This is a genomic window from Amycolatopsis albidoflavus, assembly GCF_039525725.1.
In the GTDB taxonomy this organism is placed as follows: domain Bacteria; phylum Actinomycetota; class Actinomycetes; order Mycobacteriales; family Pseudonocardiaceae; genus Amycolatopsis; species Amycolatopsis albidoflava.
The window spans coordinates 34,348-52,727 of the sequence record NZ_BAAAHV010000025.1; the positions used below are offsets into that span (position 1 = coordinate 34,348).

19 protein-coding genes and 1 riboswitch are annotated in these 18,380 nt (G+C 69.7%); of the genes, 10 read left to right on the forward strand and 9 right to left on the reverse strand.

Annotation, left to right across the window (positions count from 1 at the left end):
* Positions 1–453: 453 nt before the first annotated feature.
* Together ABD156_RS39840 and ABD156_RS39845 are read right to left on the reverse strand one after the other, a co-directional pair.
* Positions 454–957 carry a methylated-DNA--[protein]-cysteine S-methyltransferase gene (locus ABD156_RS39840; RefSeq protein WP_344286213.1) on the reverse strand — a complete coding sequence of 168 codons (504 nt, stop codon included), beginning with the start codon at positions 955–957 and terminating at the stop codon, positions 454–456.
* 14 nt (positions 958–971) lie between these two features.
* Positions 972–2,381 (reverse strand): DNA-3-methyladenine glycosylase 2 family protein, encoded by a 1,410-nt coding sequence (locus ABD156_RS39845; RefSeq protein WP_344286214.1) that lies wholly within the window; start codon positions 2,379–2,381, stop codon positions 972–974.
* 114 nt (positions 2,382–2,495) lie between these two features.
* Between ABD156_RS39845 and ychF the strand changes: the two genes are divergently transcribed.
* Positions 2,496–3,578, forward strand: a complete 1,083-nt coding sequence (gene ychF / locus ABD156_RS39850; protein WP_344286215.1) for a redox-regulated ATPase YchF — start codon at positions 2,496–2,498, stop codon at positions 3,576–3,578.
* Positions 3,579–3,755: 177 nt separating this feature from the next.
* Complete coding sequence (locus ABD156_RS39855) at positions 3,756–4,328, forward strand: hypothetical protein (RefSeq protein ID WP_344286216.1); 573 nt, start codon at positions 3,756–3,758, stop codon at positions 4,326–4,328.
* Positions 4,329–4,370: 42 nt separating this feature from the next.
* On the opposite strand, the gene ABD156_RS39860 is transcribed toward ABD156_RS39855, so the two are convergent.
* Complete coding sequence (locus ABD156_RS39860) at positions 4,371–4,961, reverse strand: cysteine hydrolase family protein (protein ID WP_344286217.1); 591 nt, start codon at positions 4,959–4,961, stop codon at positions 4,371–4,373.
* Positions 4,962–5,065: 104 nt separating this feature from the next.
* On the opposite strand from ABD156_RS39860, the gene ABD156_RS39865 reads away from it, so the two are divergent.
* On the forward strand, positions 5,066–6,043 hold the full coding sequence (locus ABD156_RS39865; RefSeq protein WP_344286218.1) for a GlxA family transcriptional regulator: 978 nt from the start codon (positions 5,066–5,068) through the stop codon (positions 6,041–6,043).
* 425 nt (positions 6,044–6,468) lie between these two features.
* Here the strand turns inward: ABD156_RS39865 and ABD156_RS39870 are convergent, their stop codons facing one another.
* Positions 6,469–6,759, reverse strand: coding sequence for a 4a-hydroxytetrahydrobiopterin dehydratase (locus tag ABD156_RS39870; RefSeq protein ID WP_344286219.1), 291 nt, complete (start codon positions 6,757–6,759; stop codon positions 6,469–6,471).
* A gap of 24 nt (positions 6,760–6,783) precedes the next feature.
* Positions 6,784–6,895: riboswitch (TPP riboswitch) on the forward strand.
* A gap of 31 nt (positions 6,896–6,926) precedes the next feature.
* Between ABD156_RS39870 and ABD156_RS39875 the strand changes: the two genes are divergently transcribed.
* Genes ABD156_RS39875 through ABD156_RS39885 form a run of 3 tightly spaced genes read left to right on the forward strand, consistent with a single transcriptional unit; the run spans position 6,927 to position 10,611 of the window.
* Entirely contained in the window at positions 6,927–7,994 is a 1,068-nt protein-coding gene (locus tag ABD156_RS39875) for a thiamine ABC transporter substrate-binding protein (RefSeq protein ID WP_344286270.1), read from the forward strand.
* Positions 7,970–9,607 (forward strand): ABC transporter permease, encoded by a 1,638-nt coding sequence (locus ABD156_RS39880; RefSeq protein WP_344286220.1) that lies wholly within the window; start codon positions 7,970–7,972, stop codon positions 9,605–9,607. Before ABD156_RS39875 ends, ABD156_RS39880 begins: the two co-directional genes overlap by 25 nt.
* Positions 9,607–10,611: an ABC transporter ATP-binding protein gene (locus ABD156_RS39885; RefSeq protein ID WP_344286221.1), complete on the forward strand. Its 1,005-nt coding sequence runs from the start codon at positions 9,607–9,609 to the stop codon at positions 10,609–10,611. Before ABD156_RS39880 ends, ABD156_RS39885 begins: the two co-directional genes overlap by 1 nt.
* 9 nt (positions 10,612–10,620) lie before the next feature.
* Here the strand turns inward: ABD156_RS39885 and ABD156_RS39890 are convergent, their stop codons facing one another.
* From ABD156_RS39890 to ABD156_RS39900, 3 genes are read right to left on the reverse strand one after another with little or no spacing between them, the layout of a single operon-like run.
* On the reverse strand, positions 10,621–11,499 hold the full coding sequence (locus tag ABD156_RS39890) for an ABC transporter permease (protein WP_344286222.1): 879 nt from the start codon (positions 11,497–11,499) through the stop codon (positions 10,621–10,623).
* Positions 11,496–12,500 (reverse strand): ABC transporter ATP-binding protein, encoded by a 1,005-nt coding sequence (locus tag ABD156_RS39895; protein ID WP_344286223.1) that lies wholly within the window; start codon positions 12,498–12,500, stop codon positions 11,496–11,498. The genes ABD156_RS39890 and ABD156_RS39895 overlap by 4 nt, the downstream gene beginning before the upstream one ends.
* Complete coding sequence (locus ABD156_RS39900; RefSeq protein WP_344286224.1) at positions 12,497–13,588, reverse strand: LolA family protein; 1,092 nt, start codon at positions 13,586–13,588, stop codon at positions 12,497–12,499. The genes ABD156_RS39895 and ABD156_RS39900 overlap by 4 nt, the downstream gene beginning before the upstream one ends.
* A 145-nt stretch (positions 13,589–13,733) precedes the next feature.
* On the opposite strand from ABD156_RS39900, the gene ABD156_RS39905 reads away from it, so the two are divergent.
* Genes ABD156_RS39905 through ABD156_RS39915 form a run of 3 tightly spaced genes read left to right on the forward strand, consistent with a single transcriptional unit; the run spans position 13,734 to position 16,191 of the window.
* Positions 13,734–14,444 carry a response regulator transcription factor gene (locus ABD156_RS39905; protein WP_344286225.1) on the forward strand — a complete coding sequence of 237 codons (711 nt, stop codon included), beginning with the start codon at positions 13,734–13,736 and terminating at the stop codon, positions 14,442–14,444.
* Positions 14,441–15,766 carry a sensor histidine kinase gene (locus ABD156_RS39910; RefSeq protein ID WP_344286226.1) on the forward strand — a complete coding sequence of 442 codons (1,326 nt, stop codon included), beginning with the start codon at positions 14,441–14,443 and terminating at the stop codon, positions 15,764–15,766. Before ABD156_RS39905 ends, ABD156_RS39910 begins: the two co-directional genes overlap by 4 nt.
* Positions 15,767–15,789: 23 nt before the next feature.
* A complete protein-coding gene (locus ABD156_RS39915) occupies positions 15,790–16,191 on the forward strand; it encodes a (deoxy)nucleoside triphosphate pyrophosphohydrolase (RefSeq protein ID WP_344286227.1) in 402 nt (133 codons plus the stop codon).
* Positions 16,192–16,212: 21 nt separating this feature from the next.
* Here ABD156_RS39915 and trpS read toward each other — a convergent pair whose 3' ends face one another.
* Entirely contained in the window at positions 16,213–17,178 is a 966-nt protein-coding gene (gene trpS / locus ABD156_RS39920; protein WP_344286228.1) for a tryptophan--tRNA ligase, read from the reverse strand.
* A gap of 178 nt (positions 17,179–17,356) precedes the next feature.
* Between trpS and ABD156_RS39925 the strand changes: the two genes are divergently transcribed.
* Positions 17,357–17,659, forward strand: coding sequence for a YciI family protein (locus tag ABD156_RS39925; protein WP_344286229.1), 303 nt, complete (start codon positions 17,357–17,359; stop codon positions 17,657–17,659).
* 405 nt (positions 17,660–18,064) lie between these two features.
* Here the strand turns inward: ABD156_RS39925 and ABD156_RS39930 are convergent, their stop codons facing one another.
* Entirely contained in the window at positions 18,065–18,223 is a 159-nt protein-coding gene (locus tag ABD156_RS39930; RefSeq protein ID WP_344286230.1) for a hypothetical protein, read from the reverse strand.
* Between the last annotated feature and the right edge of the window lie 157 nt (positions 18,224–18,380).

Consider the following 18,380-nt stretch of genomic DNA (forward strand, 5'->3'; position numbering starts at 1 on the left):
TGCGGGTGAGTGCGCCGCTGGGCTGGCTGCCGCGGTGGCGGGCCGACCATTGTTGGAGGAGCTGGAGCAGCCCTCATTCGGCGACCCCGGCCCGGCCTGTCCCGGCCTGGCTTCGTTCGACTCAGCCCGGCCCCGTCTGGCCTGGCTCGGCTCGGCTTGGCCCCGCCTGGCCTGGCCTGGCTTGGCCCGGCCCGGCCCGGCCTGTCCCGGCCTGGCTTCGTTCGACTCAGCCCGGCCCCGTCTGGCCTGGCTCGGCTCGGCTTGGCCCCGCCTGGCCTGGCCCGGCCCGGCCCGGCCTTGCCCAGCCCGGCTCAGCCCGGCCCGGCCTTGCCCAGCCCGGCCCGGCCCGGCCCGGTTTGGCCGACCCGGCCGTGTCCGGCGAAGTCCGCGCAGCCTGGCCAACCCGGTCGCGTCCGGCCAACCCCGCGCAGTCCCACCACCTCAGCCGAGCCGTCAGGCGGACTCCTCGTGGTGCAGAAGCCACCGCTTGGCGTTCACTCCCCAGCGGAAGTTGCCGATCGCACCGCCGGTCCGCACCACCCGGTGGCAGGGCACGAACAGCGCCGCCGCGTTGCGGGCGCAGGCGGTTGCTGCCGCGCGGACTGCGGAGGGGTTTCCCGAGAGGGTGGCGTACTCCGCGTAGCTCACCGGGCTGCCTGCCGGGACTTTGCGCAGCATCTCCCACGCGTGCTCCCGGAACGGGCCTGAGCGCTGCCGCACCTCGATGTCGGCGACGGCGTCCAGGTCGCCGCCGTGGTAGCGGCGGATCGCGGTCGTCACGGGGCCCAGGTCGCGGCGTTCGGTCAGGGTCGCCGGGGCCAGGGACGGCGAGATGAGCGGCGTCAGTTCGGCGATGTCACCCGTCCAGCCGGAGGCCAGTACGGCTCCGTCGCCTGCCACCACGGCGGTGAACGGGCCGATCTTGGTGTCCAAAGTGGACCAGAAGGCGGTGTGCACGGGAAAAGTCTCCATCAAACGGTTCGGGAGCTGAGATAGCGGCTGGCGTACGAACTCCACGGCTGCCAGCCGCGCGCGGACGTCGCCAGGTCGATGCCCAGTTCGGCCGCGTTGCGGCGGACGGCTGGGTCTGCGGCCAGCAGGATGTCGGGGGCGCCGAGGAGGCGCATCACGACGTAGTCGGCGGTGGCCGGATCGACGCCGAGCGCGAGCATCTCCGCGCGCAGTTCGTCGGCGTCCCGGCCCACGTGGAGGTCCAGCTCACCGGCGACGATCGCGGCGGCGACCTTCTTGACCAGCGGCTTCACGTCGGCCGAAGCGATGGCGGCCGGGGTCGGGAAGAGGGTCGTCAGGGTGTCCATGGGCGGGTCGGCGGGCGGGACTGGCTCGCCGAGCCGGACAACGTCGGCCACGTCCTCGCCCAGCAGGGCGCGGAGCAAGACCTCCGGACCGTCGACGGCGCCTGGCACGCGGATGCCGGGGGTGGCGGCGACCAGCGGGGCCAGGGCGTCGTCGGCGGACAACACGCGGGTGACGGCTTCCGGGTCCGCGTCCAGGTCCAGTAGCCGCCGTACTCGGCTGACGGCGCTGCTTAGGTCGCGCAGGTCGGAGAGCGCCAGGTCGCACTGCACGTAGCCAGCCCGCGGGCTGACCCACACCGACGCCGGGCCGTGCGGCAAACGCAGGGTGCGGCCGTAGCCGTCCTCGGAGACGGCTTCGATGCCCGGTAACGCGCGGGAGGCGTGATAGTTCAGCACACCCGCGGCGTCGAACGGAGCGCGGAACGGCAGGCGAAGGCTGAGCCGCGTCGCGCCGCTGGGTTCGTTGCGGTTTCCGCGGCGGAGCGAAGCTGCTCGGAGCTGCGACGGAGTCGTCGCGAACACCTCGCGGATCGTCTCGTTGAACTGCCGGATGCTGGAGAACCCGGCGGCGAACGCGACGTCGGTCAGCGGCAGTTGCGACATCTCGATCAGCAACCGCGCCGAGTGGGCGCGGTGTGCTCGGGCGAGGCGGATCGGGCCCGCGCCAAGCTCCGCCGTCAACACGCGGCCGAGCTGGCGCTCCGAGTAGCCGAGCTGACGGGCCAAGCCGGGCACGCCCTCGCGCTCGACCAGGCCGTCCGAGATCAGCCGCATCGCGCGGGCGGCCAGGTCGGCGCGCACGTTCCAGTCCGGCGAACCCGGGACGGCATCCGGCAGACAGCGGCGGCACGCGCGGAAACCACCGGCCTGCGCGGCCGCCGACGTGGGGTAGAAGCGGACGTTCTGCGCCTTCGGCGTGAGCGCCGGGCAGGACGGGCGGCAGTAGATGCCCGTCGTGCGCACAGCCATGATGAACTGGCCATCGAACCGCTGGTCGCGGGCGGTCACCGCGCGGTAGCAGCGCTCGGTGTCGCGCCAGATCGGGATGGTCGAGGTAGCCATGCCGTCGATGATGCCAGCAGGTGAGAGCCCTGACTGGCGGAAAACCGACACGACGTTGCGGCCGCGCTCACCGGGTCGGCGGGGGTCTTCGCCCAGCACGTAGACTTACCGGCCGTGAGTCTCACCCTCGGTATCGTCGGCCTGCCCAACGTCGGCAAGTCCACCCTGTTCAACGCGCTGACGCGCAACGACGTGCTCGCCGCGAACTACCCGTTCGCCACGATCGAGCCCAACGTCGGCGTCGTGCCGCTGCCGGACCCGCGGCTGGACCAGCTGGCCGAGATCTTCTCGTCGGAGAAGACCGTGCCCGCCGTGGTGTCCTTTGTGGACATCGCGGGCATCGTGAAGGGCGCGTCCGAGGGGGCGGGGCTCGGCAACAAGTTCCTCGCGAACATCCGCGAGGCCAACGCGATCTGCCAGGTCATCCGCGTGTTCGACGACCCGGACGTGGTGCACGTCGACGGCCGGATCGACCCGATGTCCGACATCGAGACGATCAACACCGAGCTGATCCTCGCCGACCTGCAGACGCTCGAGAAGGCGCTGCCCCGGCTGGAGAAAGAGGCGCGCACCAAGAAGGAAGCGCGTCCGGCGCTCGAAAACGCCCAGAAGGCCAAGGAAATCCTCGACGCCGGACGCACGCTGTTCCAGGCGCAGAAGGACATCGACAGCGAGGCGCTGCGCGAGCTGAGCCTGCTCACCACGAAGCCGTTCCTGTACGTCTTCAACGCTGACGAGGCCGTGCTCACCGACGACGCGCGCCGCGAGGAGCTGGCGAAGCTCGTCGCCCCGGCGGACGCGGTGTTCCTCGACGCGAAGGTCGAGGCCGAACTGCTGGAGTTGGACGACGAGGAGTCCGTGCGCGAACTGCTGGAGTCCGTCGGCCAGCTGGAGCCGGGCCTGAACGCGCTCGCCCGCGCGGGCTTCCACACGCTCGGCCTGCAGACCTACCTCACGGCCGGCCCGAAGGAATCCCGCGCCTGGACGATCCCGCAAGGCGCGACCGCCCCGCAGGCCGCCGGCGTCATCCACACGGACTTCGAGCGCGGCTTCATCAAGGCGGAGATCGTGTCGTTCGCGGACCTCGTCGAGGCGGGCTCGATGGCCGCCGCGCGCTCGGCGGGCAAGGTCCGCATGGAGGGCAAGGACTACGTGATGGCGGACGGCGACGTCGTGGAGTTCCGCTTCAACGTCTGACCGGCTTCGCGCGCGGTACTGCTTCCCCGGCCGGTCTTTGCCGGGGAGGCTGGAGCATGGCGAAGATCCGTCGCGGGAAACCGATCCGGTTGGCGCATCCCGATTTCATGACCGGGGTCGCGGCCAAGGAGCGCTGCTCCAGGCCGTTTTGTCGGACCGAGTTCGTATGATCCAGCTATGCCCGTGCTCTTCACCCCGTCCTTGCCGGATCGCGAGGACGGGGGACGCCTCGGCGGTGCGCCGCCGGTTGTGATCGAGGCGCATCCGCTTCTCGAGACGCATCGCTATCTGCTGACTGTCCCCGCGGCTCCGTGGGCGCCCGACAGCGAGGTTTCGGTGCTGCTGCGCAACGGATTCGACATCGGCGACAGCGACCTCGAATACCCGGACCTGGCGATGCGTGCGCTGGTGCACGCGCCCTCGCCCCGCGGAGAACAAGCCGAGTTGGGGTGGCCGGGGCTGCGCTCGGCAGCGCTCGTCGAGATGCCTGATACGGAGGACTCGATCGCGCTGATCCGGATCGCGGACGAACCGGTGCTGATCCAAAACGAACCCGGCTACGCCGACGCCGTGCGCGCCGACGGGCATCAGTTTCTCTTTCAGGTCAACGAAGAGGGCTGGCCAGTAGAGGGCGAACTCGAGGACGTCATCGACGAATATCTCTGGGGATACGGGTCGGTCTACTTCTACGGCACGCCGGGCGCCGACGGAATCGTGCGCGAGGTCGTCGCGGGGTTCATCGACTTCTGAGCCTCGGCAGGATGGCGGTCCTGCCGAGGCCGAGGTCGAAAGTCAGTTCAGCTCGGCGACGCTAGCCACCACCACACCGTAAAGATCCCCGATCGTCGCCAGAGCGCCGTTATGCAGCTGCTCAGCACTAACCTCCCCAGCCGGAGCCAGCAACGGCCGAGTAGCGCAGGCGTCGGCGACGACGGTCGGATGGTTGCCGCGCAGGAAGGCGCCCTCGGTGGTGAACGTGACGCACATGTTGGTCATGAACCCGGTGATCACCACGTTCTTGTGCCCGGCTTCGTCGACCCGCGAGCCCAGGTCGGTGTTGACGAATGAATTCGGCGCGCCCTTGACGACGACCGTCTCGCCGTCGATCGGCGCGACGTCCGGATGAATGCTGCCGATCTCGGCGCGGATGTCGTAAGGCGTGCCCTCGCCGCCGTCGTTGATTACGTGGATCACGGTCGTTCCGGCGGCGCGCGCCTTGGCGAGCAAGTCTTGAGCCGCGGTCAGCGCCGGACGCCAGCCGTCCAGTTCCATCACGCCGCGGGTGTAGGTGTTCTGGTAGTCGACCAGGATCAGCGTCGCGTCGGCCAGCGTCGCCGGGGTCTGGTCGAGACCGTTCAGCTCCCGCAGCGTTTTCCTTGCCATGGTGGGGGTTTCCTCTCGTATCTGGTTCGCACGATCGACGCTAGACTCGGCAGCGGATGTCGGCAATGACATGCAAGACGCAGAAACCGACATGAGGGGATGCGATGAAGAGACTGCTGGTCGTCGTCCTGTTCGATCGGATCGACCTGCTCGACGTGACCGGGCCCGCTGAGGTGTTTTCCTTGCTGCAGCGGGAAATGGACCAGCCGACGGGCTACCGGGTGGTGCTCGCGGCCGGAACGACGGACCCGGTGACCACCTCGGCCGGGGTGCGTGTCTTGCCCGACGTGACGTTCGCGGAGTTGTCCGGGAAGGCGATCGACACCCTGATCGTGCCGGGGGCGGTGACGGCCGGGGAGAACGGGGAGATCGTCGCGCGCTGCGACCCGGCAGTGGTCGAGGAGGTGCGCCGGCTCGCGGGGCAGACGCGCCGGGTGGCGTCCGTCTGCGTCGGTGCGCACATCCTCGCGGCGGCGGGGCTGCTCGACGGCAAACGTGCCACCACGCACTGGTCGACCGCTCGGCAGCTGGCCGCGGAGCATCCGGAAGTGACCGTCGACGCGGATCCGATCTTCATTCGCGACGGCAGCGTGTGGACCGGGGCGGGGTTGAGTGCTTGCCTCGATCTCGCACTCGCGCTGGTGGCCGATGATTTCGGTCCGGAGCTGGCGTCGCGGGTAGCTCGCCAGCTGGTGATGTTCTTGCGGCGGCCGGGTGGGCAGAGCCAGTTCAGCGTGTCCTTGGAACCCGCGTCCGCGACTCGGCGCGTGGATGAGTTGCGGCAGCACATCGCCGCGCATCTGGCGGATCCGTTGACGGTCGCTGACCTCGCCGCGCATGCCCACGTGACGGATCGGCAGATCACGCGAGTGTTCAAAGCGGAACTGGGGATGACGCCCGCCGCGTACGTCGAGCACGCGCGGGTCGAGGCGGCGCGGCATCGGCTGGAGACGACTGATGAAACGCTGTCACGGATCGCCGGGGCTTGCGGATTCGGTACGGTTTCTACGCTGAACCGGTCTTTTCGGCGGACCTTGAATACGACGCCCAACGAGTACCGGGAGCGGTTCCGGATCAGTTAGCGGCAGAACATTTCCCCGCCGGAACACGCCCCGAAGGGCCGACCGGGACGCGGGTGCTCAGCCGAGCAGGCCGAGCACCACCATCGACAACAGGACGACAGCGGTCGAAAACACCGCGACCCACGTGCGCTGTGCGGCGGTGAGCTGGACGGAGGTGCTGTTCATGGCGGGTCCTAGCGGGGCGAGTGCCGATGATTACCGCTGGGATAGCGCCTTGATCTAGCTCACTGTTACCGCTTGTGATCAAGGTCACGGCGATTGCGCGCGGTGTGCCACAGCACCCCGCCCGCGGCGGCCACCATCAGGCCGAACGAACCCATCCCTACCACGAGTGCCTGGACCATCCCGGCTCCTTCCGTCGCGTCTGTCCGGGAGACGCGCGAGGGGGCCGGTCGTTATGCCAGGGTTGCGGACGTCACACCTGGTCAGCGGGCCGCCAGCACCTCGTCGATCTGCTTGGCCAGTGCGAAGTCGCGATCGGTCAGCCCGCCGAGGAAGTGGGTGCTGAGGCGGAAGGTCAGCGTGCGCCAGCGGATGTCGATGTCGGGATGGTGGTCGGCCTCCTCGGCGAGCACGGCCACCCGGTCCACCACCTCGATCGCCGCCGGGAAGGACGGGAGTTCGGCGGTCCGCACGATGCTGTCGCCCTCGCGCTGCCACTTCGGGACGGTGCCGAGGGCCTGCTCCACTGCCGAGTCGTTCAATAGCTGAGTCATCACTCCATGGTGTCGGCTACGCTGCGGCATTGCCACGGGAGTCCGGTACGCCGGGCTGAGAGGCGGGCCTCGCACCCGCGACCGTTCGCACCTGGATCCGGATCATGCCGGCGCAGGGAGGCCGTATCGCTCTCCCTCATCCGGCGCAGTGCAGGAGGGGAAGAATGATGTCGCGGACCGTCCGCACGGTGGCCTGCCTCGCAGGAGTCTCGGTGCTCGCCAGCGCCTGCTCGCTCTCCAGCGGCGACTCCGGCGGGTCGTCCGCGAGCTCTGACCAGCAGACGCCGACCGTCACGCTGGTCACGCACGATTCGTTCGCCGCCCCGCAGGACGTGCTCGACGCCTTCCAGCGCCAGTCCGGGATCAAGCTCAAGATCCTCAAGTCCGGCGACGCCGGCGCGCTCACGAACAAGCTCGTGCTCACCAAGGGCAGCCCGATCGGCGACGTCGCGTACGGCGTCGACAACACCTTCGCCTCGCGCGCTCTCAGCGAGGGCGTCTTCCAGCCCTACACCAGCCCGGAGGCCGACCGCGGGCCGCAGCGTTACTCCGTCGACCCGCAGCACCGGCTGGCGGCGGTCGACCTCGGCGACGTCTGCGTGAACATCGACCCGGCCTACTTCGCGAGCAAGGGCCTCCCGGAGCCGAAGACGTACGACGACCTCGCCGACCCCAAGTACAAGGACCTCACCGTCGCGGAGAGCCCGGCCACCGCGTCGCCGGGGCTGGCCTTCCTGCTCGGCACGGTCGCGAAGTACGGCGAGGACGGCTGGAAGGGCTACTGGCAGAAGCTGAAAGACAACGGCCTCAAGACCGTCAGCGGCTGGGAGGAGGCCTACACCAAGGACTTCTCCGGCTCGTCGGGCAAGGGCCCGCGGCCGATCGTCGTGTCCTACGCCTCGTCGCCGGCCGCCGAGGTCGGCGAGGACGGCAAGCCGCGCACCAAGGCGCTGCTCGACACCTGCTTCCGCCAGGTCGAGTACGCGGGCGTGCTCACCAACGGCAAGCAGATCCCGCAGGCCCAGAAGGTCGTCGACTTCCTGCTGTCGCAGCAGTTCCAGACGACGGTCGCGGCCAACATGTACGTCTACCCCGCGCGCCAGGGCGTCGAACTGCCCGCGGGCTGGGCCACCGCGGCGCCGCAGCCGCAGACGCCGGCCACCATGCCCGCGGACAGGGTGCAGGCGGGCCGGGAGAAGTGGATCGGGGAATGGCGCTCGCTCATGGGCGCGTGATCCCCGCGCGCACCATCGGGCTCACGCTGCTCGGCTTGCTGCCGGCCGCGTTCCTGGTGGTGTTCTTCGCCTGGCCGGTCGTCGCGATCGTGGGCCGGGGGTTTTCCGCGGGCGGCGTCGACACTGTGCTCGGCGACCCGCAGACGTGGCGGCTCGCCGGGTTCACGCTGGCCAGCGCGGCCGCGTCGACAGTGGTCGCGGTGCTCGCCGGGCTGCCGGTGGCGTACCTGCTCGCGCGTGTCCGGCTGCCCGGCGTCGGATTGGCGCGGACGATCGTGCTGGTTCCGTTCGTGCTGCCGACGGTCGTCGTCGGGCTGGCTTTCCGGGCGATCTGGCCGGACGGCGGGGTGCTGCCGCTGGTGCTGGCCAACGCGTTCTTCAACGTCGCCGTCGTCGCGCGCACGGTCGCCGGGTTGTGGGCGCATCTCGATCCGCGAGCGACCGAGGCCGCGCGGGCGCTCGGTGCCTCGCCGTGGCGGGCGTTCCGGTCGGTGACGTTGCCTGCGCTCGGCCCGGCCATCGCGTCGGCTGCCGCAGTGGTGTTTCTGTTCTGCGCCACCAGCTTCGGTGTGGTGTTGATTCTCGGCGGCGGTAGCTACCGGACGCTCGAGACCGAGATTTACCTCCGCACGGTCGACCTGCTCGACCTTTCCGGGGCGGCTGCGTTGTCGCTGATCCAGTTCGCGGCCGTCGTCGCCGCGCTGGTGCTGGGGGCGGTGGCGCGCCGGAAGCGGGAGAACGCGGTGAAGCTGCGGTCCGCCCAGGTCACCGCGCGTCGGCCCCGAGGCGGGGAGTGGTGGACGGTCGGCGCCGCGGTGGTGGTGCTCGGCCTGTTGCTGACGCCGATCGTCTCGCTGCTCGTAGAGTCGGTGTCCACTTCGGACGGATGGAGCTTCGCCGGATACCGCGCGCTGAACACCTTGGGGCAGAACGGCGCGCTGCAGGTGTCTGGCTGGATCGCGGCGCAGAATTCGCTCGCCGCGGCTACTGATGCGACGCTGCTGGCGATGGCTGTCGGGCTGGTCGCGAGTGTGGTGCTGGTGGCGCTCCGCCGTTCGCCGGGAGGGCTCGCACGCGGGATGGGCGAGACCATGGACGTCGCGTTGATGCTGCCGTTGGGCGTGTCCGCGGTGACCGTCGGCTTCGGTTATCTCGTGACGCTCGACGCGTTGCCCGGCGACCTCCGCACGTCGCCGCTGCTCGTGCCGTTCGCTCAAGCGCTGGTGATCATGCCGCTGGTGGTGCGGATGATCCTGCCGGTGCTGCGCGCGGTGGACGTCCGGCTGCGCCAGGCCGCCGCGACGCTCGGCGCGAGCCCGGCGCGGGTGTGGCGGGAGATCGACTTTCCGCTGGTCGCGCGGTCGGTGGTGGCCGCGGCGGGCTTCGGGTACGTCGTCGCGCTCGGCGAGTTCGGCGCGACCAGCTTCCTCGCGCGGCCGGACGCGCCGACGCTCCCGGTGGCCGTCGCGACGCTGATCAGCAGGCCGGGGGAGTTGAACAACCAAATGGCGTACGCCGCGTGCGCCCTGCTCATGGTGGTGACTGTGGTGGCGGTGGCGCTGATCGACCGGTTCGGCTCGGTCCGTGGCCGCAGCACGGTCGGGGAGTTCTGATGGCGCTCACGGTACGGGATTTGACTGTCCACTATGGATCATTCGCCGCGGTCCGCGACGCGAAGCTGGACATCGCCGACGGCGAGGTGCTCGCGTTGCTGGGCCCGTCCGGTTCGGGCAAGTCGACGTTGCTGCGCGCGATCACCGGGCTGGAGCCGGTGTCGTCCGGTTCGGTTTCCTGGGACGGTACCGATCTCGCCGCGGTGCCGGTGCACAAGCGCGAATTCGGCCTGGTGTTCCAGGACGGACAGCTGTTTCCGCATCGCGACGTCGCCGCGAACATCGCGTTCGGCCTGCGGATGCACGGCGTGCCTCGCGAACGGCACGCGGCGCGCGTGGAGGAGCTGCTGAAGCTGGTCGGCCTGGAAGGCTACGAACGGCGACGGGTGACCGAGCTGTCCGGGGGACAGGCGCAGCGGGTCGCGTTGGCTCGTGCGCTGGCCCCGGAACCGCGTTTGCTGCTGCTGGACGAGCCACTGTCCGGATTGGACGCCGGACTCCGCGAGCAGCTGGCCATCGATCTGGCGGATCTGTTGCGGCGCAGCAAGATCACCGCGCTGCTCGTGACGCACGACCAGGAGGAAGCGTTCACGCTCGCCGATCGCGTGGCGGTGCTCGACGCCGGGGAAATCCGACAGGAGGGCGCGGTCCGGTCGGTGTGGAACAAGCCGGTGGACGAGAACGTGGCGCGATTCCTTGGCGTCACGATGTTCCTGGACGGCACCGCGGCCGATGGCGTGGTGCGGACCGAACTGGGCACCGTCGAGCTGGGCGTGGACGACGGTCCGGTGAGGCTCGGATTGCGGCCGCACGGCTTGAAAGTCGCTGCCGAGGGCGTGCCCGGCGAAGTAACCGCCGCGGTGCACCGGCGAGAGCATCTGCGGCTGGTCGTCCGCTGCGGAGAGTCCACTGTGGACGCGATCGCCCCGGCCGGGGCGGACTACCGGGCAGGCGACCCCGTCCGGCTCCAGCCGGATCCGGACGGGATCGCCGTAGTGGGCTGAACCCCCAGGTCAGCCGTCTCGGGTGACGAGGCGCCCGTAGGCGATCGACAGCCCCACGACGATGTAGCAGGCCGCGCGGACCGCGCCTTCGCCCATCATCGACAGCGTCATCGGATCCTGCAGGGCCGAGGCCGGGGCGAGGGTCCAGTTCTGCGTGAGCAGGAACGGGTGCACCGCCTTCAGCGAGCTGAGGAAGCCGAGAATCGTGAAGACGATGTTCATCGCCAGCACCGAGGCGACCACGAGCATCGGGTGCTCGGTAAAGCTCGACACCGCCAGCGCGATCGCGCCGACCGCCCACAGCTGCAGCACGATCCAGCCGCCGACGAGCAGGATCCGCAGCAGCGCCTCGCCGAGCGACAACGTGGTGCCCGACAGCGTGAACAGCGAATCCGTGCCGTTGATGATCAACCCGGTGGCCACGCCGGTCACGCACATCGCGAGCACCGCGACCACGGACACCGTCGCGACGCCGAACGCCTTGACCGTCAGCAGCCGCCCGCGACTCACCGGCGCGATGAGCCAGCCGCGCAGCGTGCCGTGCGCGGCCTCGCCGGCGATCGCGTCCGCGCCCGCCATCGCGGAGGCGAGCGGCAGCAGCAGCGTGAGCGTCATGACCATCGCGGCGATCGGCAGCACGAACGCGTTGTTCACCGCCGACACCAGCAGCGCGCCGCCGCTGTCGTCCGGTGCGTTGCCCCCGGTGTTCTGGCCGACGAACGTGAGGCCGATCCCGATCACGATCGGCACCAGCGCCAGCAAACCCAGCACGGCGAGCGTGCGCGGCCGGTGGAAAATCCAGCGCAGCTCCGCGGCGATCAGCCGGAGCAACGGCACCGTGTCGTGCCCGGTCCGGCTCACCGGCACGGCGACGGCAGCGGTAGTCATGATTCCCCCTCAGCTTCGTCGCCAGCCGCCGATTCCCCTTCGGTCAGCCGCGCGAACAGGTCCTCCAGCCCGGTCCGCGCCCGGGTCGCCTCGTGCACCTCGACCCCGGCTTGCACGAGCACCTGCAGCACCCTCGGCGAGGGCGTCGCGGTGAGGTCGACGCGGACGCCGTCCGGCGTCAGCCGAGCCCCGATCCGGTTCTCCCGCAAGGTTTCCACCGCCTGCTCGGCGTCCGGGGTGCGCACCAGCAGCGCGGCGTTCCCCGACTCCAGCAGATCCGACAGTTCGCCTTGCGCGACCACCGTGCCGGACTGCAGCACCGCCACGTGCGTACAGGTCGCTTCGACCTCGGCGAGCAGGTGCGAGGAAACCACCACGGTCACGCCGTCTGCGTGCAGATCGGCGATGATACGGCGGATCTCCCTGGTACCCGCCGGATCCAGACCGTTGGTGGGTTCGTCGAGCACGACCATCCGGCGCGGCACCAGCAGTGCGCTCGCCAAGCCGAGCCGTTGCTTCATGCCGAGCGAATAGCCCTTGTACCGGCGGCGCGCGGCGACCGACAGCCCGACCCGGTCCAGTGCGGAGTCGACCGCGCCGGGGATCGCGGACGACGCCAGCCGGGGTTCGGCGGCGGCGAACCGCAGCAGGTTGTCGCGGCCGGAGAGGAACGGGTGGAAGCCCGGCCCCTCGACCAGCGCGCCGACGTCCGGCAGCGCGTGCGCGGATTCCTCCGGCATCTTCCGGCCGAGCAGTTCGACCTCGCCCGCGGTCGGGCGGACGAGCCCGAGCAGCATCCGGATCGTGGTCGTCTTGCCCGAACCGTTGGGCCCGAGCATGCCGAGCACGGCGCCCTCGGGCACGTCCAGGTCCACGTGGTCCACCGCGACCGTGCTGCGGTAGACCTTGCGCACCCCTCGGGTGCGCGCGGCCAGCGGGACCGCCGGGGCGGGCACCTCGTCCGAGATGCCCGCCCCGGTTTCGACCGCGATGCTGGTCACTTGGCGCCCAGCGCTTCGTAGAGCACCTGCTCCGGGACCGCGCCGGCGGCGAACCGGCCGTCGTCGGTCAGGACCGCGCCGCCCACCTTCGTGGTGAAGAGGTAGCCGCTGCCCCACGGGCCGTTGACCCGCTTGGCGAACCGGCTCAGCATCTTCTGCACGTCCGCGCCGCCCTTTTCGTCGCCCTGGGCCTGCTTCGGCTTCATCAGGTCCGCGGGCACCTTGCCGGTGACGACGGTGTCCCACCCGTCGCCGACGAACTTGGTGGCCTGCTTGGCCTCGTTCGCGAGCGCCTTGTCGCGGTCGTCGATCTTGGCCTGCTTCTCGGTCACCTTCGCGCCCTTGGGCGGGGTGAAGGCGAACAGGTCCGCGGACTGGTCGGCGAACTCGATCTTGCTGAACGCCAGCTCCAGCGCCGGGGCGGTGGTTCCGTTGCTCAGCACCGAAAGCCGCAGCGGCATCCGGGTCTGCGAGTCGACCGCGACGCGGATCTCGCGCAGCAGCGTGCGCTCGGTCGGCTTCGGCGTGAGGACCAGCTCGTACGCCGGGCGGTCGGCGACCGTCGCCGTGCCGTCGACCGCGACGTTGCTGCTCTCGCGCACCTTGGCGAGCAGTTCCTTGGCCGCGGTGGACGGGTCGGCGGCCTTGCCCTCGACCGGTGCGTGCTGCTTGGTCGCGACCTCCGCCGGGATGGTGGTCTTGGTCGCGCTGTTGGTCTTGGAGTCGTAGTCCCACACGGTGTTGCCGTTGTGGATGATCGTCTCCTGCGCCTGCCCCTTGGTGAGCGACACCTTCGTCTTGCCGGCGCCGTCGCTGAACACCTGCGCCGAGTCGACGCCCAGCGCGCCCGCCCCCGGGATCGCGCCGGTCGCCATTTTCGGCAGGCCGAGGTCGTTGCTCACCGTCACGGTGCCGTCGAACGGCGCCGGCTTGGCGGTGACCACCGACTGGACCAAGTCCTCCGCGCTGACCTGTGGCAGCTTCGGCGCGTCCCCCGCCGAGGCAGGCATCGCCACGACAACCAGTCCCCCGACACCGAGCGCGGTGCCGACGACGGCCGCTGTGATGGCCTTCTTCTTCGGATCCATCTCGTCTCTCCCTGTGTTCCCGGGCTCTGGTGGGCCCGGCTCCCGGTGCAGACGTTCCCCCGCCGAGGCTGAGATACCCCTGAATGTTCGGCCCGGCTAGCTGAGATCGCACTGAGAGTACGCGCGTCAACTGCACAAACCGGCCATGATGAGGATCGTGAAACCTCGGGTGCTGGTGGTCGACGACGAACCTGGCGTGCGCAAGGCGCTGCAGCGCGGCCTGCGCGCGGAGGACATGGACGTGGTCACCGCCGCGGACGGGCCGACCGGGCTGCAGCTCGCGCGGACCGGTTCGTTCGACGTCGTGCTGCTGGACATCATGCTGCCCGGCTTGTCCGGCTATCGCGTGCTGGAACGGCTGCGCGCGGAAAACGTGACCACGCCGGTGCTGCTGGTGTCCGCGAAGGACGGCGAGATCGACCAGGCCGACGGCCTCGACCTCGGTGCCGACGGTTACCTCGTGAAGCCGTTCTCGTTCGTCGTGCTGGTCGCCCAGGTACGGGCGGTGCTGCGCCGCGCCGGGCCGGACGCGTCCCGCGGTGCGTTGAAACTCGGCGCGCTGGAAGTCGACCGAGCGTTGCGGCAGGTGCACTGGGACGGTCAGGAAGTGCCGTTGAGCCCGCGCGAGTTCGGGTTGCTGGAGGTGCTCGTCGGCCGCGCCGGGACGGTCGTGACGAAGGACGAGCTGCTGCGCGCGGTGTGGGGCGAGGAGCAGGCCGTCACGCGGAATCTCGTTGAGGTGTATGTGGGTTACGTGCGGCGCAAGCTCGACGCGGTCGGCGCGGGCTCGATCCTGCGGACGGTGCGCGGGCACGGCTATCTCGCCTCGGACGACCAGCTCGACGAGGTCATGTGACCGGCTCGCCGTCGTCGTGGTGGAGCGGTCGTTCGCTGCAGGTCCGGATCACCGTGCTGGCCGCGGCGATCACCCTCGGCTGCCTGCTCGGCCTCGCCGCGCTGGCGGCGAACAAGCTCGACCCGCTGCTCACGGACTCGGTCGACGAGGAGCTGACCGCCGCGCTCGTCCCGGCGGCTGGCGCGGTCTCCGCCGGGACGCCGCTGACCTCGGCGGACCCGGTTTCCGTGCGCGTGCTGGACATCTCCGGCGCACCGGCGGACGGCCAAGCTCGGCCGAAGCTGACCGAGGCGGAGGTTTCGCAGCTCAAGGCGGGTTTGCCAGTGCAGTCCGACGGTTCGCGCTGGCGCGGCCAGGTGGTCAGCACGCCGAACGGCAGCCAGCGGCTGGTCGTCGCCGGTGCCGGGCTGGTCGGGTTCGCCGCCGCGGTGCATTACGGCGGGCTGTGGCTGGTCGTGGTCGCGCTGGTCGGGGCGCTGGTGGCAGGTCTGGCGACCTGGCTGGTCGTCCGGCTCGCGCTGCGCCCGGTGGCTCGGATGCGCGGGCTGGTGCGAGCGCTGCCGCCGGGTTCCCGGCTGCCGTTGCCGACGTCGCACGACGAAATGCGCGCGCTGGCCGAGGAATTCAACGCGCTGCTCGAACGCCAGGAGGAGGTCAGCCAGCGGCTGCGCCGGTTCACCGGCGACGCGGCGCACGAGCTGCGTTCGCCGGTCGCGTCGATCCGGGTGCAGGCCGAGGTGGCCGTGACGAATCCCGATCCGGAGCTGTCGCAGGAGACGCTTTCGGACATCCTCGAGGAGTCCGAGCGACTGTCCGGCCTGCTCGACGGCCTGCTCACGCTGGCTCGCTCCGACGCGGGCGAGGTGCCGCCCGCGGAACCGGTCGAGGTGGTGTCCGAGGTCCGCGCGGCCGTGCGGCGGCTGCCGTCCGGGACGCCGAACACGCGGGTGAGCAGCGCGGTGGCGCAGGCCTGGGCGTCGGCGGCGCACCAGGAGGTCGAACTGGTGCTGGACAACCTGCTGCGCAACGCCTGCCGGTACGCGTCCGGCCAGATCGTGGTGTCCGTGCTGGCTTCGCGGTCGAAAGTGCGGGTCGTGGTGGACGACGACGGTCCCGGCATCGCGCCCGAGCACCGGAGCAAGGTGTTCGACCGGTTCTATCGGGTGTCCGACGACCGGGCTCGCTCGTCCGGCGGAACCGGGCTGGGCCTGGCGATGGTCGCCGAAACGGTGCGCCGCCGAGGCGGTCAGGTCCGGGTAGGAGAGTCGCCCGACGGCGGCGCGCGGTTCGAGGTCACCTGGCGGGCGGGAGCGGACCGGTGAATCCGGTGGGGGAGACTGGGCGCATGGACGCGGTCATCGTCGGGGCGGCACTGGTGCGCGACGGCAAGCTTCTTGCCCAGCAACGAGCTTGGCCGCCGCACCACGCGGGCCAGTGGGAACTGCCGGGCGGGCGCGTCGAAGAGGGCGAGACCGAAGCCTTCGCGCTGGCGCGGGAATGCCACGAGGAACTGGACGTGGTGGTCACCATCGGCGAGCGCGTCGGTCCGGAAATCCCGCTGCCAGGCGGAAAAGTGCTGCGCGTGTACTCCGCCGCGCTGCTGTCTCCCGGCGACGAACCGCGCGCGGTCGAACACACCGCGCTGCGCTGGGTCGGCCACGACGAACTGGACGATCTGGACTGGCTCCCCGCGGACCGGGACCTGCTGCCCGCGCTGCATGAGCTCGTGAGTGCCGGTTCCGAGTAGAACCGGCACTCACGAGGCCCTTCAAGCAGCCCCGACCATCCGCAACGCCGCGGACACCCGGTGCGAACTGCGGTCGATCGCCCGCTCCGCGCCGGCCTTGCGGACCCGCTCCAGCTCGGAGACGTCGTCGAGCAACGCGCGCGTGCCCTCCCGGACCGGCCGCAACTCCTCGATCACCGCGTCCGCGACGGTGTCTTTGAGCACGCCGTACGACGGATACTTATCGGCCAGCTCCGCGGGCTCACCGCCGACGCAAGCCGCCAGGATCTCCAGCAAATTCGAGATCCCCGGCCGATTCTCCGGGTCGTAGACCGGCGCCGAATCCCCGTCCGTCCGAGCCTTGCGAATCTTGCGCCGAATCTGGTCCGGCTCGTCCAGCACGAACACCACGCCCGCGGAATCCTGCGCGGACTTGGACATCTTCCGCGTCGGCTCGGCCAAGTCCTTCACCCGCGCCCCCGCCGGCGGCAACGTCGCCTCCGGCACGACGAACACCTCGCCGTACGTGGAGTTGAACCGCCGGGCAAGCGTGCGCGCCAATTCGACATGCTGCCGCTGATCCTCGCCGACCGGCACTTCGTCCGCGCCCTGCAACAAAATGTCGGCCGCCATCAACACCGGATAGGTCAGCAAACTGAGCCGGACTCCGGCCTGCCCCTTGGATTTCTCCTTGAACTGGATCATCCGCGCCGCCTCGCCGTAAGAGCAAGTGCACTCCAGCACCCAGGTCAACGCCCCCAATTCGCGAGCAAGATCAGACTGCACGAACACCCGCTCCGGCGCGATGCCCGCGGCCACCAGCACGGCAAGCTGCTCGGTCGCCAACGACCGCAACTTCGCCGGATTGTGCGCGGTAGTCATCGCATGCAGGTCGGACACGAAGTACAGATCGTCCGCCCCGCCCTCGGCGGCCCACCGCCGCAACGCGCCGAGGTGATTGCCGAGCTGAACGTGACCGGACGGCGTGATGCCGGACAGCTGGACCATTGGAGTTTCCCTCTCCCTAGGACATTCGGACCCCTGGAGCGGACACAAAAAAGGCCGCCCACCGGGGCGGCCTTCGCTGGTTTTTCAGCGCAGAGCTATAGGGCCGCCAACCGGCGGCCACCACTGAGTGCTCTGGAAACGCATGCGGCGAGCCTAGCACCGGACTACGGTTCGAACCATGTTCGTCGTCGTGCTCACGTACATCGTTCCGCTAGAGGAAATCGACCGCGCCCTCCCAGCCCACAACGAGTGGCTCACGAAGCAGTACGAAGACGGCCACTTCCTAGCGTCGGGAGGCCAAAAACCCCGAACCGGCGGCGTGGTGATCACCCGCCCCATGGAACGCGCGCGACTGGACGCGATCCTGGCCACCGACCCCTTCGCGATCGCCCAGCTGGCGACCTACGAAATCATCCACTTCCAGCCCACCCGCACGTCCCCGGAACTGAACCTGGTGAACGAACTGCTGGATAACAACTAGCACCGTCCGTGAGGGCCACCTTCACGGACTCTGAGTCCCTCAGGGTTCCCCTCACAACCCACACACCTGCCCACATGCGCCCGCTCGCTGGGATGTGCGCCCCAATGCGGCATTGGGTGCGTCGCACGCACCCAATGCGGCGTTCGGTGCGTCAGACGCACCCAATGCCACATTGGGGCGCTAGCCCCGCCACCCGCGAAACCGCAGCCGGTGCACCCAACCGGCGTTGCACCCACACCACCCCCGCACCCCGATACGAAGCCAAAATGCGGTCTGAGGGTGCTTGTCAAGGCATCTTTCCAGCCTTGACAAGCACCCTCAGACCGTCATCACAATCAAGCTTCGGGGTGCCCCACGCAACCAACGGGCGCAATGTCGCCGCCAGGCGACGAGCCGCAACAGAGGTCAAGCAGCCTCAGTCACCCGCTTCTTAGCCTTCTTCAACGCCAAAACCGGACACTTCTTGCACCGATCCTTAGACCGGCAGCACTTCTTCTTGACCTTCCCGGCCTTCATCAGCTTCCGCACCACAGCCCGAGGATCATCCGCGTGCTTCTTCCCCACCGCGACTCCTCAACCCGACTGCGACAACACCACGAGAACACCAGCAAGATTAGGTGAGCCTAACCGATCATAGGGCGTGGCGCTCCTCACACCAACCCAACAGGTATCCTGGTTGAAGTCCGCGTGTGGCCAAAGCCGGTCAGCGAGAGCCGGTCGC

Excerpts from the sequence above, each read along its gene's own strand:
- ABD156_RS39845 (WP_344286214.1), bottom strand. The coding sequence starts at position 2,381 with ATGGCTACCTCGACCATCCCGATCTGGCGCGACACCGAGCGCTGCTAC.
- ABD156_RS39855 (WP_344286216.1), top strand. The coding sequence starts at position 3,756 with ATGCCCGTGCTCTTCACCCCGTCCTTGCCGGATCGCGAGGACGGGGGA.
- ABD156_RS39860 (WP_344286217.1), bottom strand. The coding sequence starts at position 4,961 with ATGGCAAGGAAAACGCTGCGGGAGCTGAACGGTCTCGACCAGACCCCG.
- ABD156_RS39865 (WP_344286218.1), top strand. The coding sequence starts at position 5,066 with ATGAAGAGACTGCTGGTCGTCGTCCTGTTCGATCGGATCGACCTGCTC.
- ABD156_RS39870 (WP_344286219.1), bottom strand. The coding sequence starts at position 6,759 with ATGACTCAGCTATTGAACGACTCGGCAGTGGAGCAGGCCCTCGGCACC.
- ABD156_RS39875 (WP_344286270.1), top strand. The coding sequence starts at position 6,927 with ATGTCGCGGACCGTCCGCACGGTGGCCTGCCTCGCAGGAGTCTCGGTG.
- ABD156_RS39880 (WP_344286220.1), top strand. The coding sequence starts at position 7,970 with ATGGCGCTCGCTCATGGGCGCGTGATCCCCGCGCGCACCATCGGGCTC.
- ABD156_RS39885 (WP_344286221.1), top strand. The coding sequence starts at position 9,607 with ATGGCGCTCACGGTACGGGATTTGACTGTCCACTATGGATCATTCGCC.
- ABD156_RS39890 (WP_344286222.1), bottom strand. The coding sequence starts at position 11,499 with ATGACTACCGCTGCCGTCGCCGTGCCGGTGAGCCGGACCGGGCACGAC.
- ABD156_RS39900 (WP_344286224.1), bottom strand. The coding sequence starts at position 13,588 with ATGGATCCGAAGAAGAAGGCCATCACAGCGGCCGTCGTCGGCACCGCG.
- ABD156_RS39905 (WP_344286225.1), top strand. The coding sequence starts at position 13,734 with ATGATGAGGATCGTGAAACCTCGGGTGCTGGTGGTCGACGACGAACCT.
- ABD156_RS39915 (WP_344286227.1), top strand. The coding sequence starts at position 15,790 with ATGGACGCGGTCATCGTCGGGGCGGCACTGGTGCGCGACGGCAAGCTT.
- trpS (WP_344286228.1), bottom strand. The coding sequence starts at position 17,178 with ATGGTCCAGCTGTCCGGCATCACGCCGTCCGGTCACGTTCAGCTCGGC.
- ABD156_RS39925 (WP_344286229.1), top strand. The coding sequence starts at position 17,357 with ATGTTCGTCGTCGTGCTCACGTACATCGTTCCGCTAGAGGAAATCGAC.